We start from the raw sequence: 16531 nt of genomic DNA on the forward strand, positions 1-16531 counted from the left end.
TCCAAATCCGCTCCTGCGGATTTAGTGCTTTATGGCATTCTGGCGGAATATTGGTCGAACTTGGCATACCCATGCGAGGTAGTACAGTGACGCTGGGGTTTCGAAACGCAAACAGTTTTGCGTTTCGCCAGCGGAGCAATCCCGAGCTCTGCGAGGGATATCAAGGCTCCCTGATACCGTCACCAATTGACTGCCCTCCGGCTGAACGGGCCTGAGCTCAGCGAAGGGCATCAAGGCTCCCAATTCCATCCCGCTATCAGCAAAAAATTTGCCTATTGCTAACAAAAACCTTCAAAGCATCCCCCGATTGTTTTATTGTAAAGCACCATTTCTGGCCAGAACGGCACAGCAAATAATACCGATAATAGGTAGTTCAAATGTCTGACTTTATTGAAATTTATGAAGATGCATTGAGTCCGCAGCTTTGTGCTGAGCTGATCAAAGCTTTTGATCAAAGCCCTTTTCTGGTGCCGGGTCGTACCGGCGGTGGGGTGGACAGAGAAAAAAAAATCAGTACAGATTTGTATTTAAACGACCATGCGCAATACCGTGATTTATTACAACAGGTTATTGCAGTCACCACCCAATATGCAGCTGAATATTTTAAGAAATATCATTTTGCGTTAATAGCGCCGGTAGCCCTGACAGTGCAACATCCGAAAACCGGTGAGCCTGTGGCCTTAACCCATGAGAACTATGCAGAAATTGGTGCTGATAAAGCCGAAGACTTTATGAAAGTGTTATACCGGCTGGGTCCTATTCAGGCGCAAAAATATCAGGCTGGCATTGGAAATTACAATTATTGGCACTGCGAAGTATTTCCACAGGCACCATTAAATGAACCACTGCACCGCACTTTGTTATTTATGTTTTATCTGAATGACGTGGTTGAAGGGGGGGAAACAGAGTTTTATTATCAGAATAAAGCCATCCGTCCTAAAGCAGGTCGTATGGTGATAGCGCCGGCTTATTTCACCCACACCCACAGAGGTTGTGTGCCCAAATCCAATGATAAATATATTCTGACCAGCTGGATTTTATTAAATCGTGCTGAGCAGCTTTATGGCCAGCCAGCTTAAATAAAAGAAACAGGCTGCCTTATGTTGCAGCCTGTATGCTTTTGATTAGGTTATAAATTCAGACCTGTTGTGTGACAGCCAGAATCATTTTTAAATGTGGAATATCATCTTCCAGATAAGCTTCACTGGCCGCGACAAAACCCAGACTTTCGTAAAAGCGCTGCAGGTAACACTGGGCAGAAATATGAATATCCAGACCAGGCCAGCCTTCTTTGGCAGTGGCTATGGCTTTTTGTACCAACATTTCACCTAAGCCCAGGCGACGGGCAGTTTGGGCCACGCAAACCCGGCCAATACCAGGACTACCTGCAAAGCTGACATCTGGTGCCAGTACCCTGGCATAAGCCAGAATCTTGCCGGCTTTTTTCAGCAGAATATGCCGGGTTTGTGGGTGTAAATCTTTGTCATCCAGCTCCGGGTAAGGGCAGTTTTGCTCTACCACAAACACATCCACTCTTAATTGCAACATGGCATACAGGGTGTAAGTGTCTAATTGTTCAAATCGGACAATGTCCCATTCCATCATAAGGTGATCATCCTGTGCTGATTGCTTTTGGCTGCACTATACCAGAGCTGCCGGCCCGAAACCTAGCCTGACCATAGTCGAGTCTATTCTAGTTAACCTGGTCACCGGCCCTGGTTAACTGTGCCAACAGTCCGGATTTGCTGCTTTGTTGTCACTATTTTGTCGCTGTTTTGTCACTGTGCTGCCATCTGTAGCAGCTCTAATGCTGGCAGAAAAAATAATCACAAACCGCCCGGAGTTGTTATGTCTGATCTGCGTCCATTTGAAATTGATAACAGCGGTATTGACCCGCAAACCAACTTTTCTGCCAACCCAGAATTTTCCGAAGTGCTGGCTGCGAACCTGCAGCGCCGTAATTTTTTAAAAGGCACTATAGGTACGGCTGTTGCCACAGTCTTTGGCGGCAGTTTATTGGGTTGTAACAGCAGCACTACGCAGGCACCAGTGCCATTGCCTGCTGCGGTATTGCCGGAGCCAGTGCAAACTTTTTTAAATTTTAAAGCTATAACCACCAGTCGATTAGATACAGTGGTGGTACCGGATGGTTACAGCGCACGGCCGTTTTTGCCGATGGGCACACCTTTAACCGGTAGCTATCCGGCATACCGGGTGGACGGTACCAATACGGGCGCCGATATGGAGCAACAGGTTGGCGCTCACCATGATGGTATGCATTTTTTCCCAATGGACGCACGTGCTGAAGGGAAAAACAGCAACGAAGGATTGTTGGTATTTAACCATGAATATATCGACGCCAATGTGCTGCATCAAAATGGCCCTACAGGATTACCCAGACCAAGTGATGAAGTGCGTAAAGAAGTGGCAGCCCATGGTGTAACGGTGGCCCATATTAAGAAAGACGCCACAGGCCAGTTCCAACTGGTACAGGGCAGCCCGCTGAACCGCCGTATCACAGGTGCAACGCCAATGGATATCGCCGGCCCTGCCCGTGGTCATGCCAAAATGGTCACCAAATACAGCACAGACGGCACCCGCACCCGCGGCACCTTAAATAACTGTGGTAACGGTTACACACCCTGGGGCACTTATTTAACGGCTGAAGAAAACTGGGCCGGTTATTTTATGAATACCGATTCACCACAACCCCGTGAACATAAACGTTATGGAGTGGGTACTAAAAATGGCCGTTATTATTGGGAAACCGCTGACTCTGGCGCCGATCAATACCAGCGTTTTAATGCCTCTACTATTGCCACTGATGCCGACCGCGATTATCGCAACGAACCAAACACCTTTGGCTGGATAGTAGAAATTGACCCCTTTAACCCAGACAGCGTGCCACAAAAACGCACCGCTTTAGGTCGTTTTGGTCACGAAGGAGTGGTGTTTGCGCCTGTGGTGGAAGGTCAGCCGGTGGTGTTTTATTCAGGTGACGACTCTACTTTTGAATATATCTATAAATACGTGTCCAAGGCGCCTTATTTTAAAGCAACGGCCGGTGGCCATCTGCTGAATGAAGGCACCTTATACGTGGCGCGTTTTAACGACGATGGCTCAGGTGAATGGCTGGCGCTCGATATCAACTCGGAAAATTTCCGTGCTAAAGCTATGGCCGCCAATGTGGAATTTAGTAGTCAGGCTGATGTGCTGATCAACACCCGTTTAGCTGCTGACGTGGTGGGCGCCACCAAAATGGACAGACCGGAGTGGGGCGCTGTGCATCCGCAAACAGGCGAAGTGTATTTCACCTTAACCAACAACACGGCCCGCACTGATTCACAGGTGAACAAAGCCAACCCAAGGGCTAAAAATGCCACAGGCCATATTATCCGCTGGCGCGAACGTGCAGCTGCCAATAGTTTTGACTGGGATATTTTCCTGCTGGCAGGTGATGTTGGCACAGCCACAGGTGATGTAAAACTGACAGCGGATAACCACCTGGCCAGCCCGGACGGCCTGGCTTTTGATAAAAACGGTTTATTGTGGATCCAGACCGATATGAGCGGCAGCCAGCAAAGCAGTGGCCCTTATGGCAATAACCAGATGCTGGTGGCCGACCCTAAAACCAAACAAATCAAACGTTTTTTAGTGGGGCCTGTGGATTGTGAAGTGACAGGCATCAGCTTTACACCTGATATGAAAACCATGTTTGTCAACATCCAGCACCCGGGTGACAGGTCAACACCGACCCAGTTCACCAGTAACTGGCCAAGTGACGATAAAACACAAAGGCCACGCTCTGCCACTGTGATAGTGACCAAAAACGACGGTGGTGTTATTGGCTCTTAACAGCATCAGGCATTGCTGACTTTGGTTTAGATCAGCGCAGCTTTTGATATTAAAAGTCAGTTATTTAAAAGACGTCGTTTGATATGTTGTTTTGGTGAAAAGGACTGCCCCGGCAGTCCTTTTTTGTGTTGCCATACCAGCTTTTGCCTTTATCTTTGCTGAACTGGCCGGATTTTATTCTGTGTAAAGTACAAATATAAGGCTGGATCTGGTCTGGCCGCAACGGCGCTGTTTCGGGTATAATTTCGCCAACTTTCCCCACCAGAAATCTGAGTTATTGTTGTTTTTCCCTTCTGGTGATCCCGCGTTAAACCGCAAAAAACTTGTGCTGTATTGTGTGCTGATGCTGAAAAAAATCGCTTTATTTAAACTGGTACTGATTGCCATAGTGTTGGTCTCTGTGGTGCTTAGCTATATTCCCGACAAAGCCTATCATTTGCCTGGCGCCGATATTGCTGAGCAAAATTTCCATGTGATTGAATTTAATGATCATGGTGAGCCACACGACCCTGATCAGTGGGCTGGGCTGGCTGCACGGTTAGCACGCCATGGCGACAAACCGTCAGAGCTGATTATTTTTATCCACGGCTGGCACCACAGCGCTTCGCCAGATGATGAGAACTTTATTGCCTTTCAGCAGTTTTATCAGCAAATGGCTAAAAGCGACGCCGAACGTAATCTGGTCGCGCTTTATATCGGCTGGCGTGGGGATAAATATGACCCGCTATGGCTGGATGGTTCAGACGATGCCACCAGTTGGGTAGAGCCTTTAGATTTCCCCACTATTTTTCAGCGTAAAACTGTGGCCAGGCGCATAGGTAAAACCGGTTTTTCCCAATTGCTGGATAAACTGGATGCAGAAGTTGCAGCAGGACGGCTGCAAAGGTACACCGTTATTGGCCACAGCCTGGGCGGTGCTGTAGCGCTGCACGGCAGCAAAGACAGAATTAAACAATCGATAGAGCAGCACAAAGACAATCCCAACCTGTTTATTTTATTAAACCCGGCCGTTACTGCGCGCGAATACCGGCCTATGGATGAACTTTTGAGTCTCGACCGGCAAAAACCCGCTATGGTGGTGTTGCAGTCCAAAGGTGATTTTGCGCTGAAAGAAGCCTTTAACTGGCTGAAAGAGGGGGAAAGGGCCATGGGCAACTCCTGGGCCATTACCCATGATATTGACCGCTGCCCGCGCGGCGATTGTTCGATAAAATTGAATATTCCGTTAGCGTTACAGCAACATGATGCCACGCCGGGTTGTAAGATGACGTTGCCAAATTCAGGCTGGATCATCCGTGCCAGATTGCAGGCCAGACGTACAGTACAAACCTGTCCGGATGCCAATATGCAGGCGGTTTGGGTGTTGGCGGTGTCGGACGATATTATCAGTGGCCATAATGGCATTCTGACCGAACAACATGCTTTTGCGCTGTCGGAAGTGATGGGCATGATTGATTTTTATCGTAATCAGCTACCCAAACAACATGTGGAACAACAAGCCACACCCTTAGAACCCGAACATCAGCAGCCGCCTGCCGACACTGAACCCCAGCATAAAAACGACAAGATGCCGCAGTCAGCACACACCGAACCTGATGGTGTTGCTGCTGATGTTGCAGCCGCGGATAACACTGCGGTGGATGCCACAACCCTGAACAGCACCGTTGCTGAGAATACAGCAGAACCAGACAGCAAAGCGCCAGAGCAGCAGCCACAGCCTGACAATATCAACAATTAATGTTTTAAAATCATCACTGTACCGGCCACTGTTAAAGCGGCGCCCAGCCAGGCACCCAGCGCAGGGCGACGCCGGTACACCAGCCAGAGCAGTGGCAATACCACCACAGGGCTCACCGACGACAACATCGCCACTATGCCAGCATCACCTTGTTTCAGTGCCTGCAAAATTAACGTCATGCCAACGCCCATCGATAAAAAGGCGTTAAAAGCCACCATCGCCAGTACTTTGCCATTCAGTGGCAGATACACCCTGGCCACTTTAAAACCCAGCCATAACAAAGCTAAATGACAAAGCAGCGCCGTGGTCATCCGCACCGCTGAAGCGGCAATAGCGTCGATATCGGTTTCCATCAAAGGTTTGAGCATTAAGGTAGAAACCGCCTGACACAAGGCCGATAACAAACCCAAACCAATGCCAATGCCGAGCTGATGGCTGCTGTTTTCCCAGTGGTGCTGCTCAGCACTGCGTTTACCAAATAAAATGGCGCTCATCACGCCTGTGACCAGCAAACCTGAGCCCAACAGCGTCCAGCCCCAGATTTTTTCACCCAAAAACAAATAGGCCAATAGCGCTGAAAATAACGCATGAGTGGCAAAAAGTACCCCGGCACGGCGCGGGCCTAAGCGGTTCATTGAAGCAAAAAGGGCGGTGTCGCCAATCAGAATGCCAATAACACCGGACAGCGCCAACAGCCATAGCTGATCAACAGGCAAGCTGTGCCAGCTGCCACTGACAAGAGCCACAGACCACAACATCAGGCTGGCACAGGCCATACGCCAGCGGGTAAAAGCAAAAGCGCCGAGATGAGCCGAAGCTGGTGCTGAAATTAAACTGCCAAGCGCCCAGCAAATTGCCGCGCCAAGGGCCATCCATTCGTAATGCAAAATCAGTCCTGATAATTAAATAAACCAGAGGATAAATAACGGTCACCCCGGTCACAGACAATAGCAACCACCACAGCACCTGGTTGCTGCTCGGCAATTTTGATGGCTGCAAATACAGCGCCGCCTGAACTGACGCCGGCACAAATACCTTCTTCCCGCGCTAAACGCCGGGTGGTGGCAACGGCATCGGCTTCTGACACATCCAGCACTAAATCCACTCTGCTTTTCTGATAAAAACCAGGCAGATAAGCTTCAGGCCAGCGCCTGATACCAGGAATAGAACTGCCTTCGGACGGTTGTAAACCAATGATCTGAATATTGGGGTTTTGCTGTTTTAAATAAGTCGACACACCCATAATGGTGCCGGTAGTGCCCATGCTGGAGACGAAATGGCTGACAAGGCCACGGCTTTGCAGCCAGATCTCAGGGCCGGTGCTTGCCACATGCGCCGCCGGATTGTCCGGGTTATTAAACTGATCCAGCACCTTGCCTTTGCCCTCGGCCTGCATTTTTAGCGCTAAATCGCGGGCGCCTTCCATGCCGTCTTTTTTACTGACCAGAATCAGCTCTGCACCATAAGCCTGCATTGAGGCTTTGCGTTCGCTGGTGGCAGCGTCCGGCATAATCAGCACCATACGATACCCTTTAATAGCCGCCGCCATGGCCAGAGCTATGCCGGTATTGCCGCTGGTGGCTTCAATAATAGTGTCGCCCGGCTGAATATCTCCACGCAGTTCGGCCTGAGTGATCATATTCAGCGCTGGCCTATCTTTGACCGAACCTGCCGGGTTATTGCCTTCCAGTTTTAACAACACAGTGCTTTGGGTATGAGCGGCCATGCGTTGCAGCCGCACTAGCGGCGTCTGGCCTACAAAATCAGCAATAGTAGGAAATTGGGCGGCAAGATCAGTTGGGGCCTGTGTTGACATCATTCACTCCGGCTGCAGCGACAAAGCCGCTAGTGTAACGGAAGACCGGGACAAGGCCAACGCGGATCCGGCGAAGTGTTGCAGCAGCTGATGTATCAGCTTTTGCTTTACCCGTTCAGTTCATTTTATATTCATCGTTTTGTGTGCAAGTTAAGCTGCTCAATTCAAACCCTTTATGCAAAAGGACCAGCATGATTATGGTTATTCATTTCCCGGCACGACTCAAATCCGGTTTATTTTCAAAAAGCGCCTCTGGTTATTTGTTATTGCTCAGCGTCCTGGTTGCCGCCAGCGCCACAGCCGATGAACAGGCCCATCCCCTGTTTGGCGCTTATCCCAGGGCTGACGTAGAGCGTTATCAGCGTCAGGACTATGGCCAGTTTCAGCTGCCCAATAGTGCCGTCAATGACAAAGGTGAATTTGGCAAAATCAGTGCAACAGGCGAAGTGACCCGCCATGAGTATGAAATTGAACAGGTTTCCAGCCTGCAGCTGGCGGAAAATTACCTGCAAGCGATTCAGAGTGCCGGTTTTAGCCTGGTATTTAGCTGTGAAGGCCAGGCTTGTGGACCAGAGCATGGTCAGGCGCTGGGGGATCATTTGTCGATGAATGACGATGTGTATAACTATTATCGTCAGCCCTATTATCTGCTGGCAAAAAAAGACTTGCCGGATGGCCCGGTGTATGCAGCCTGGTATATCGGCGCTTATAACGATGATTGCCGGGTACAGCAGGTGATAGTGCAGGGCAAAACGCTCAAAACAGATTTAATTCAGGTCAATACAGCGGTGTTGTCCAGCCAGCCTGAAGCTGCAGTGTCGGTATCCGCTGAAGATGCCGCCAAAGACCATCCGATGTTATCGCGTTATCCGGGCGCTAAACTGGATAACTCGCAAAAAGTTGATACAGAAAAATTCACTGTACTTATGCCACAGGCGCAAGCGCTGGAACTGCAAGGGGATTTGCAGCGCCACACTTATGATATTCAGCAGGTTTCAACACTAAAAGTATTTGAAAACTATCAGCATGCACTGAAAAAGGCCGGTTTTAGCCAGTTAGCCCTTTGTCAGCCGGGTGATTGTGGTGGCGATGAACAAATGGAAAAACTCGGTGATGCCTTGTCATTACAAAACGATGTGTATAACTTTCACCGTAACCCTTATTACCTGGTGCATAAACTCAGTGCTGGCGGACAAGATCATTATGTTGCGCTTTATATCGGCGCTTATAACGACAATGTCCGGGTGCAACAATTGGTGCTTTCCAGCAAAACCGTGGCAACAGATTTAGTCAAAGCCGATGCCAGTGAGTTAAAACGCCAGTTAGACACTTCAGGTAAAGCGCTGATTTATGGTGTTTATTTTGATACCGGCAAAGCAGAGATCAAAACTGCATCTACCGCAGCACTCAAAGAAATTGCGTTGTTATTACAACAAAACAGCAGCTTAAAACTTTATGTGGTGGGCCACACCGACGACACAGGGGATGCAGCTGCCAATCAGCAACTATCTGAACAGCGTGCTGCAGCTGTTGTACAGGCCCTGCAACAACAACACCAGATAGCAGCTAACAGGCTGCAGGCCAAAGGGGTTGGGCCTTATGCACCGGCCAGCAACAATACCAGTGTGGCCGGTAAAGAGTTAAACCGCCGGGTGGAATTGGTACAGCGGCTGTAATATAACGACCACGCCAGAATCAGGAAGGCCAGCAGGATTGTGCTGCTGGCCTTTTTATCCTCAGTACAAATAACCAATAATGCGGCTTAGTTGAAGTAAGGTGCTGACGCACTCTACAGCGCCGACAAGCGCTTTAAATTATCCACCACCACGGCGCAGGCAATGCCCACATTCAGCGACTCGGCATCGCCAAAAGCTGGAATAGTAATACGGCGGCTAATAAGGGGCTCCAGCGCCTGGCTGATGCCGTTGGCTTCATTACCCAGCACAATAAAACCGCCGGTTTGGGATAGCTTGAGCTGATGCACCGATTCACCGCCCAGATAAGCGCCAAATACCGGTTGCTGCACCTTCGCAAGCGTCTCAGCCAGCATCTGATAATGTAGTTTTACCCGTAAAAACGAGCCTTTGGCGCTGGCAATCACTTTAGGGTTAAAGGCATCGACTGTGTCGGTGGAACATAAAATATGCTCAATACCATACCAGTCGGCGACACGGATAATAGTACCCAGGTTGCCAGGGTCGTTAATTTGATCCAGCACCAGCACCCAGTCACCTGGTTGTTCGGTAAAAGGCGCATATTGTGGCAGTTGCACTACGGCAATAGCAGCATTATTGCTGGCGAAGGTACCCACAGCTTCCAGTTCTGCTGCAGTGCAGGGATGCGCCAGTTCAGCAGCTATGGTGGCGTCGGGGTGACGACCCAGAAAATCAGGCGTACCAAATAACGCTTTTACCGGCCAGCCCGATGCCAGCACTTCCAGCACGGCTTTTTCACCTTCAACAAAAAACAACTGCTCGGCTTTTCTGAATTTTTTCAGCTGCAGCGATTTAATTAATTTGGTCCATTTTTGACTGATCATCGGCTTGTCCGGGCTAAAAATAAAAGGACGCCCATAGGGCGTCCGGATGGGTGCAGTGTAGCCTGCTTCTGGCACAAATTCAGCGGCAAATGTGGCTGCCAAACCAAATTTCTACCGCAGCGGCCACAGCTGCCGATGCTAAGGGCGCTGATACAACAACTTGCCGGCCACATAAGTTTGCTGCACCTGGCTTTGCCAGATGTGCTCGGCCGGTCCTTTCACCGGGTCCCGGTCGAGCAGAATAAAATCGGCCCACATGCCAGGCTGTAAACTACCCATGGCTTTTTCCTGATAAGCACCATATGCGGCGTCCACGGTAAAACTGCGCAGCGCTTCGGTGATATTCAGTTTTTGCTCTGGTAACCAGCCGCCCGGTGGTTGATTTTGTTGATCCTGCCGCGTCACAGCTGCATGTAAACCATGGAACGGATTGGCCAGTTCCACCGGGAAGTCGGAGCCGCCGACAATACGGCTGCCCTGATCGACAAAACTGCGCCAGGCATAAGCACCACGTAGCCGCGCCACACCTAACCTGTCACCGGCCATATTTTTATCCGAAGTGGCGTGTGTCGGCTGCATGGAAGGCAGCACCTGTAAAGCAGCAAAACGTGGAATATCTTTAGGCGCTACTATTTGCGCATGTTCAATGCGGTGCCGTTGGGTTTCACGTTGTTCCGGCTTGGTCAAGAGCTCAAATCTGTCCAGCACCAGCTGATTGGCGTAATCGCCAATGGCGTGCACATTGGCCTGAAAACCGGCGTCTATGGTCAGTTTCATCACAGCCGTCAGTTTATCCGGCTGGGTCAATAACAAGCCTTTTTCGCCTTTTTTATCACTGTAATCAGCCAGTAACGCCGCGCCGCGGCTACCCAAAGCGCCATCACCATAAATTTTCACTGATTTGACGTCGAGATAGTCTTGTTCATCATCAATTGGCCCTGCTTTGAGCCAGCTTTCCAGCTTTGGATCTGTGGCGCTTAACATGGCATAAATGCGCAGTGGCAACTGTTTTTCGCCGGCCAGTTTCTGATAAGCCAAAAGGTTGGCCGCATCAATGCCGGCGTCGTGCACACTGGTAATACCCAGCGACAATAAATGATCAAATGCGGCTTTAAGGGCAGCTTCGCGCTCGGCGTCGTTTTGCTGTGGAATTTGTTTTTCCAGCAATAACATGGCGTTATCTATCAGTACGCCGGTCGGGTTGCCATTGGCATCACGCTGGATCTGGCCACCCGGTGGGTCGATGCTGTCTTTGCTGATGCCTGCCAATGCCAAAGCTTTGCTATTGGCCCAGCCGGCATGGCCATCGACCCGGGTTAACCAGACAGGTTTGTCTTTCACCGCTTCATCCAGCAGCTGGGTGGTGGGAAATTGTTGGGTTGGCCACAGCACCTGATTCCAGCCGCGGCCTAAAATCCACTGGGCCTGTGGCTGAGTTTTGGCAAATGCCGCCACCTGTGCCACGGCCTGAGCTTCACTGCTGCTCTGGCGTAAATCCACCTGACTTAAATTCTGGCCAAGCCCCAACACATGACCATGACCATCAATTAAACCGGGCAGCAGGGTTTTGCCCTGACCATTAATTTTTTGTGCATTGGGGTAACTGGCGGCAAGGTTGCTGCCACGCGCCAGCACTTTGCCGCTTTCATCGTCAAAAGCCAGGCTACTGAATTCCACCAGCTGGCGGTTTTCATCAAAACCATAACCTTTGATATTGTCGACTATGACAGGGGCGGCGAGGGCAGGCGAGCTGCACACTAAAGTACACAACATCGCCTTTTGGATACGGGACCACAACATAACTCACTCCATTGGCTGGGCTGAGTTGGGTTCTGTGCGCCGACTCAGCGGTATTTCTTTTTAGCTTTTCTGATACGTTCTTGTTCGCGCTCGGCTTTTTCTTTTTCGATGCGGGCTTGCTCTAACTTAGCATCGGCCAATTCCTGTGTCACCATCTCTGGTGTTTCCAGCGTGACAGGGCCAAATAATCCGGCGCGTAATTCGGTGATCAGAATAGTGCCGGCTTTGGTTAAATCCACCACACCACCTTTGACCATACAACCGCGGCGCTGGCCTATGGCATCTAACAAGGCTAAATCGTTTTCCGGCTGCTCTTTCAGCTGATAACGCGCCATTACCTGTTCAGGGTAGGTTTTCAGCAGATAGTCGGCGGCAAACATGGCAATGTCGGCGTAATCAAAAGCGGTGTCTTTGATGGCGCCTGTCACCGCCAGGCGGTAACCACAGCTGGCGGGGCTTAGTTTTGGCCATAAAAATCCCGGCGTGTCGGTTAAGATCACACCGTTTTCCAGTTTGATCCTTTGCTGCGCTTTGGTCACGCCAGCTTCGTTGCCGGTTTTGGCAATAATACGGCCAGCTAAGGTATTGATCAGGGTAGATTTACCGACGTTTGGAATGCCCATAATCATGGCGCGGGCGCCGCGCACTTCAAAGTTGCGCTCCGGCAATAACTCGGTGCATAAATCCAGCAGGGCGCGGATTTGTTCCGGGTTTTGCTGGCTGATAGGAATAGCTTTTACACCGGCCTGTTGTTCAAAATGCTGTTGCCACAGTTTGGTCACAGCAGGGTCGGCTAAATCGGCTTTATTCAGTACCTTGATACAAGGGGTGTCACCGCGCAGCTCAGGCACCAATGGGTTTTCGCTGGAAAACGGAATGCGGGCATCCAGCATTTCAATAATGACATCAACCTGCGGCATCACTTCGGCGATTTCTTTACGCGCCTTGTGCATATGGCCAGGAAACCAGTTAATTGACATAACAACACTCACCGTAAAAATAATGCCGTTAGTTTACCTTGTCTGGCCTGTGCTGGCCGTGCTTTTTTCAGCAAAGTGTCACCACTTTGGTCTGATGTAAAAAATTTAATAGCTTTGGCATTGAATTTGTTACATTTTAGCCGCTCTGAAAGGGCGTAAGCTGCGTATCATGTGGTGCGATTCACAGGGAGTTTGTCATGCAATATCAGTTTATCCATTATCCTCTGCTGTTGTGTTCCGCCTTGTCAGTGGCAAGTCAGGCGCTGGCGGCCTCTGCTTTTACCACAACCACAGTGCCGCTGGAACATCCGGCCAATGGTCAGCTCCTTAAGCTCAGCAATAACCCCACTTTGCTGGTGACAGGCCATAACAGCGAATATCGCTGGTTAAGTGCGGTGGATTTAACCAATAACAGCGCACGTCAGCTGGCCATTCCACAAAAAGCGCAGTTTTTTCAGCAGGCCAATCTGGCTGGTTTTAGTGGCGGCCAGCTGGTGGTGCTGAGCACCGAAGGTGTATTGCATTATCAGAGCGCCGCAAAGGCACCGGCCAGCCCAAGCCCCGGGTTGTTAAATTCAACAGAGCCACAACAGAGTGGCAGTGAAAAAGCGCCGTTATTGCCACATCAGCAGGGCGATGCCACAGCGCAGGAAGGGGAATGGCGCTCATTGTTTACCAGCAGCTCGTTATACCGGGTGGTCGATACAAAACGGCTGAAACTGCTCGATTTTAGTTTTGATTTAAACCAGGACGGCCTCAGCGATTTTTTATTGCCCGACTTTAATGCCTACCAGCTGTGGATGCAGCAGAGCGACGGCAGTTTCCGCCATTTTAGTTTGCCGGTTGACAGTCAGATGCAGGCTTTTGATGACGAACCCACTTATATTGCCCGCAAGCCATTGCTGGCGGATCTGAACCTGGACGGTTACACCGATATTGCCTTTGCCAAAGACGACAACCTGCTGGTGTTTTATCAGCAAGCTGGCGGCAGTTTTGTGACCCGGGCCGAGCAAAAGCAACTGGGGCTTGGCTTAACGCCCGACAATCAGGCACAACTGCGTGGCGGGGATGGCCGCAGTTATCAGGGCTTAAAAATTTCCCGGCTGGAACGGCTGGCCGATATCAACGGCGACGGTGTGGTCGACTTAGTGGTGCAGCAGCAGTTTTATGTCGATGTGATGGAGCAAAATTATACTTATCAGCTGCATTATGGTGAAAAAACCACAACGGGCGTGCAGTTTCCCACCAGGCCACAGCATAAAATTAATACCTCGGGTGTGCAGTTTGATGTGCGTTTTGTGGATTTAGACAACGACAAAAAGTTAGATTTTTACACCCCGGCGGCGCAAATTGGCGTGCGTTCTATTATCCGCGCTCTGGTAGCCGGTACGGCTAATGTTGAGCTGCAGTTTTATAAACAACAGCCGGATGGCAGCTTTGGCAGCAAAGCTGTGTATCAGCAGGATGTGACAGTTGAAATCAGTATTGGCAGCGGTTCGGTCAATATGCCGCTGGCGACAGTACTGAAAACCGCACAAGGCCAAAGCATGCTGGTGGTAGGTGATGGCGATAATACTTTGCGCAGTTATGGCCCGGTGGGCGCCAAGTTTTTTAGCGAAAAAAGCAGCAAACAGCAGCTGCCAATGCCAAAACGCGGCATGGAAGCGCTGGTGGCCGACTTAAACAACGACGGTAAAGAAGATTTGGTGTTGCCTTATGGCAGTCAGGAAACGCAGCCAGAGCTGAATAACCAGCTGCAACTGTTATGGCAGCAATAAGTGCAACAGCGGCTTTTGTTCAGTTCCAGGTTTTATTCTGTGGTTCGCACTTTGTCCCGCTCTATGCTGCTGCGCAGCCTGTTGTTGCTTGGCTGCGGCGGGCTGTTGCTGGCGCCGGTGTCGGCGCTGCTGGCCTGGTTGTTTAGCTTTTGGCTGGCGCCGACCGAAGCTGTGATAGCGGCCAGTTTTTTCGGCCCTTTGCTGTTGTTGCTTTTGCTGTTACCGGCGTTATGGCCGCGTTCCTGGCGCGGTTTTGTGTTGTACCTGCTGATTTGCCTGTTATGCACTTTGCCATGGTGGTTGCGTTAATTTGTTGATCTCGCGGATAAAACTAAAGGCTTTGTACGACTGTGGCTGTGAGCGGGGCGCAGATGGCGCCGTATGTGCAGAGTGCACAGAGCGCAGACAGGGCGGTTTCTCCGGATGAATGGTTTTTTGCAAAGGTTAGCTCAGCTGCATCTGTATCTGGGGCTTGGGCTGGCGTTGTTATTGTGGCTGATTATTTTTGCCGGCTCTGTCAGCTTTTACCGTGCTGAGCTTGATACGCTGCAGCTGCAAACAAGGGCTGGCTTGAGTCTGCCAGCTAAGCTTCCTGCAGCGCCACAAAGCACAGCGCTGGCGCTTCGTCATTTACAGCAAAATGCCGCCACAGCGCAGCACTGGTATATCGAATTGCCAGAGCGGCGCTCGCCCTATCTGAAATTGCATTGGCAGCTTGCGCCAGAATCAGCGCAGCAAGGCAGCAAACAAAGAGCCAGCCGCCAGGGCATGCTGATGCAACAATATCTGCATCCGCACACAGGCGAGTCTTTGCTTGCGCCCAGGCCATTAAGATTTGGCGCGACTGAGCATCAGCTTGGCGGCTGGTTTTTTCAGCTGCATTTTAATTTGTTGCAGCTGGCCGGTCAGCACAGCCGCAGTCTGGTCGCTTTTGCCGCTTTATTGTGGTTGTTGTTAACTATCAGTGGTTTATTAAGCCTTAAAGGCCAGTGGCGCGTTTTATTCCGGCCGCTTCAAGCTGTGCCAGCTGTTTGTGCAACACGCCAACAGCTGTTGCCAACAGAGCAGACAAAGCATCTGCAAAAACATCAGCAGCTAATAGCAAGGCGACGGCATCAGCAGCTGGCTTTGTTCACTCTGCCTTTTGCGCTGCTGTTTGCACTCAGCGGCTGGTTAACCCAGATGTTCAGTGAAAACAGCGCACCACAGCAGCTGTTGTACCCACAAAACCCCTATCAGTTTTACACTGAATTATTTCCGCAGGCTCAGCCCAGTGTTCCAGTGGCCGCTATTTCCAACGCAGAGCCCAAAGCCGGTGCTGTGCCCGATTTAGCACCTATGTTGCTGGCGGCAGAGTTGGCTTTTGACGGCCGTGCTGTAGGCAAAATAAGTATCAATGCGCCAGGCCGGCCACAAAGCACTGTGCTACTGAGCAGCAGCGCTGCCAGCAGAGTAGGCAATCAGCCACAGACGCTGTTATTTGCGCATGCTGCAAACGGGCAATGGCAGCAGTCTGCCACGCTCTTTTCAGCTCAGGAGACAACACTGAATGCTGCCAGACCACTGGCACAGCTGCGTCAGCTTGGGTACGGCCTGCACCAGTCTCTCTACGCCGGTGAGATCCTGCGTTTTGTGTTATTTAGTTTTGGTGTAGCCAGTTGCTGGATGATCTGGCTTGGCATCAAAGCTGCGCTTACCCGGCTTAAACCGGGCCGCTGGCAACAATTGCTGAATGTGCTGGTGCCGGCCTTACCTGGCGCCACAGTGCTGGCCAGCTTGTTATTGCTAGGTCAAAGTTTGTTTTGGCCCATCCCTGGTATGGCTTTGTCGCTCAGCCAGTGCTTTATGGGCTACTGGGCTGGTAGCTTTTTGTTGTGGCTGGTGTGGCATTTATTCAGACAGCGCCAGCGTCGCTCGATGTATATTTCTTTTTGATATAGAGAAGTACTTTTTGATTCTTTTTATCTTGTGTGAATTGTTTTAGTCTGCGCCCATAAGAAGATGTTCAGACGTCTGAATATCCAG

Annotated in this window: 13 protein-coding genes; 7 read left to right on the forward strand and 6 right to left on the reverse strand. The window is 50.5% G+C overall.

The window, feature by feature from the left end:
• The first annotated feature begins 377 nt into the window (after window positions 1-377).
• A complete protein-coding gene (locus N3Z11_RS09130; protein WP_260656864.1) occupies window positions 378-1079 on the forward strand; it encodes a 2OG-Fe(II) oxygenase in 702 nt (233 codons plus the stop codon).
• A gap of 58 nt (window positions 1080-1137) precedes the next feature.
• On the opposite strand, the gene N3Z11_RS09135 is transcribed toward N3Z11_RS09130, so the two are convergent.
• Window positions 1138-1605, reverse strand: a complete 468-nt coding sequence (locus N3Z11_RS09135; RefSeq protein WP_260656865.1) for a GNAT family N-acetyltransferase — start codon at window positions 1603-1605, stop codon at window positions 1138-1140.
• Window positions 1606-1848: 243 nt separating this feature from the next.
• On the opposite strand from N3Z11_RS09135, the gene N3Z11_RS09140 reads away from it, so the two are divergent.
• Window positions 1849-3855, forward strand: a complete 2007-nt coding sequence (locus tag N3Z11_RS09140) for a PhoX family protein (protein WP_260656866.1) — start codon at window positions 1849-1851, stop codon at window positions 3853-3855.
• Between the two features lie 343 nt (window positions 3856-4198).
• Window positions 4199-5593: a lipase family protein gene (locus N3Z11_RS09145; protein WP_260656867.1), complete on the forward strand. Its 1395-nt coding sequence runs from the start codon at window positions 4199-4201 to the stop codon at window positions 5591-5593.
• Here N3Z11_RS09145 and N3Z11_RS09150 read toward each other — a convergent pair.
• Together N3Z11_RS09150 and cysM are read right to left on the reverse strand one after the other, a co-directional pair.
• Entirely contained in the window at window positions 5590-6480 is an 891-nt protein-coding gene (locus N3Z11_RS09150; RefSeq protein WP_260656868.1) for a DMT family transporter, read from the reverse strand. The genes N3Z11_RS09145 and N3Z11_RS09150 overlap by 4 nt on opposite strands.
• 2 nt (window positions 6481-6482) lie before the next feature.
• Complete coding sequence (cysM, locus tag N3Z11_RS09155; RefSeq protein WP_260656869.1) at window positions 6483-7409, reverse strand: cysteine synthase CysM; 927 nt, start codon at window positions 7407-7409, stop codon at window positions 6483-6485.
• 191 nt (window positions 7410-7600) lie between these two features.
• On the opposite strand from cysM, the gene N3Z11_RS09160 reads away from it, so the two are divergent.
• Window positions 7601-9085, forward strand: a complete 1485-nt coding sequence (locus N3Z11_RS09160) for an OmpA family protein (RefSeq protein ID WP_260656870.1) — start codon at window positions 7601-7603, stop codon at window positions 9083-9085.
• Between the two features lie 113 nt (window positions 9086-9198).
• Here N3Z11_RS09160 and N3Z11_RS09165 read toward each other — a convergent pair whose 3' ends face one another.
• The 3 genes from N3Z11_RS09165 to ylqF all read right to left on the reverse strand — a co-directional run bounded on the left by N3Z11_RS09165 (window position 9199) and on the right by ylqF (window position 12728).
• On the reverse strand, window positions 9199-9948 hold the full coding sequence (locus tag N3Z11_RS09165) for a TrmH family RNA methyltransferase (RefSeq protein WP_260656871.1): 750 nt from the start codon (window positions 9946-9948) through the stop codon (window positions 9199-9201).
• 138 nt (window positions 9949-10086) lie between these two features.
• Window positions 10087-11748 (reverse strand): amidohydrolase, encoded by a 1662-nt coding sequence (locus N3Z11_RS09170; RefSeq protein WP_260656872.1) that lies wholly within the window; start codon window positions 11746-11748, stop codon window positions 10087-10089.
• Between the two features lie 44 nt (window positions 11749-11792).
• Window positions 11793-12728 carry a ribosome biogenesis GTPase YlqF gene (ylqF, locus tag N3Z11_RS09175; protein ID WP_260656873.1) on the reverse strand — a complete coding sequence of 312 codons (936 nt, stop codon included), beginning with the start codon at window positions 12726-12728 and terminating at the stop codon, window positions 11793-11795.
• 197 nt (window positions 12729-12925) lie between these two features.
• Between ylqF and N3Z11_RS09180 the strand changes: the two genes are divergently transcribed.
• The 3 genes from N3Z11_RS09180 to N3Z11_RS09190 all read left to right on the forward strand — a co-directional run bounded on the left by N3Z11_RS09180 (window position 12926) and on the right by N3Z11_RS09190 (window position 16441).
• Window positions 12926-14506 carry an FG-GAP repeat domain-containing protein gene (locus tag N3Z11_RS09180; RefSeq protein WP_260656874.1) on the forward strand — a complete coding sequence of 527 codons (1581 nt, stop codon included), beginning with the start codon at window positions 12926-12928 and terminating at the stop codon, window positions 14504-14506.
• 39 nt (window positions 14507-14545) lie between these two features.
• A complete protein-coding gene (locus N3Z11_RS09185; RefSeq protein ID WP_260656875.1) occupies window positions 14546-14815 on the forward strand; it encodes a hypothetical protein in 270 nt (89 codons plus the stop codon).
• 114 nt (window positions 14816-14929) lie between these two features.
• Window positions 14930-16441, forward strand: coding sequence for a PepSY-associated TM helix domain-containing protein (locus N3Z11_RS09190; RefSeq protein ID WP_260656876.1), 1512 nt, complete (start codon window positions 14930-14932; stop codon window positions 16439-16441).
• Window positions 16442-16531 lie beyond the last annotated feature (90 nt).

Origin of the sequence: Rheinheimera sp. 4Y26 (assembly GCF_025245835.1) — a bacterium.
GTDB lineage: Bacteria > Pseudomonadota > Gammaproteobacteria > Enterobacterales > Alteromonadaceae > Pararheinheimera.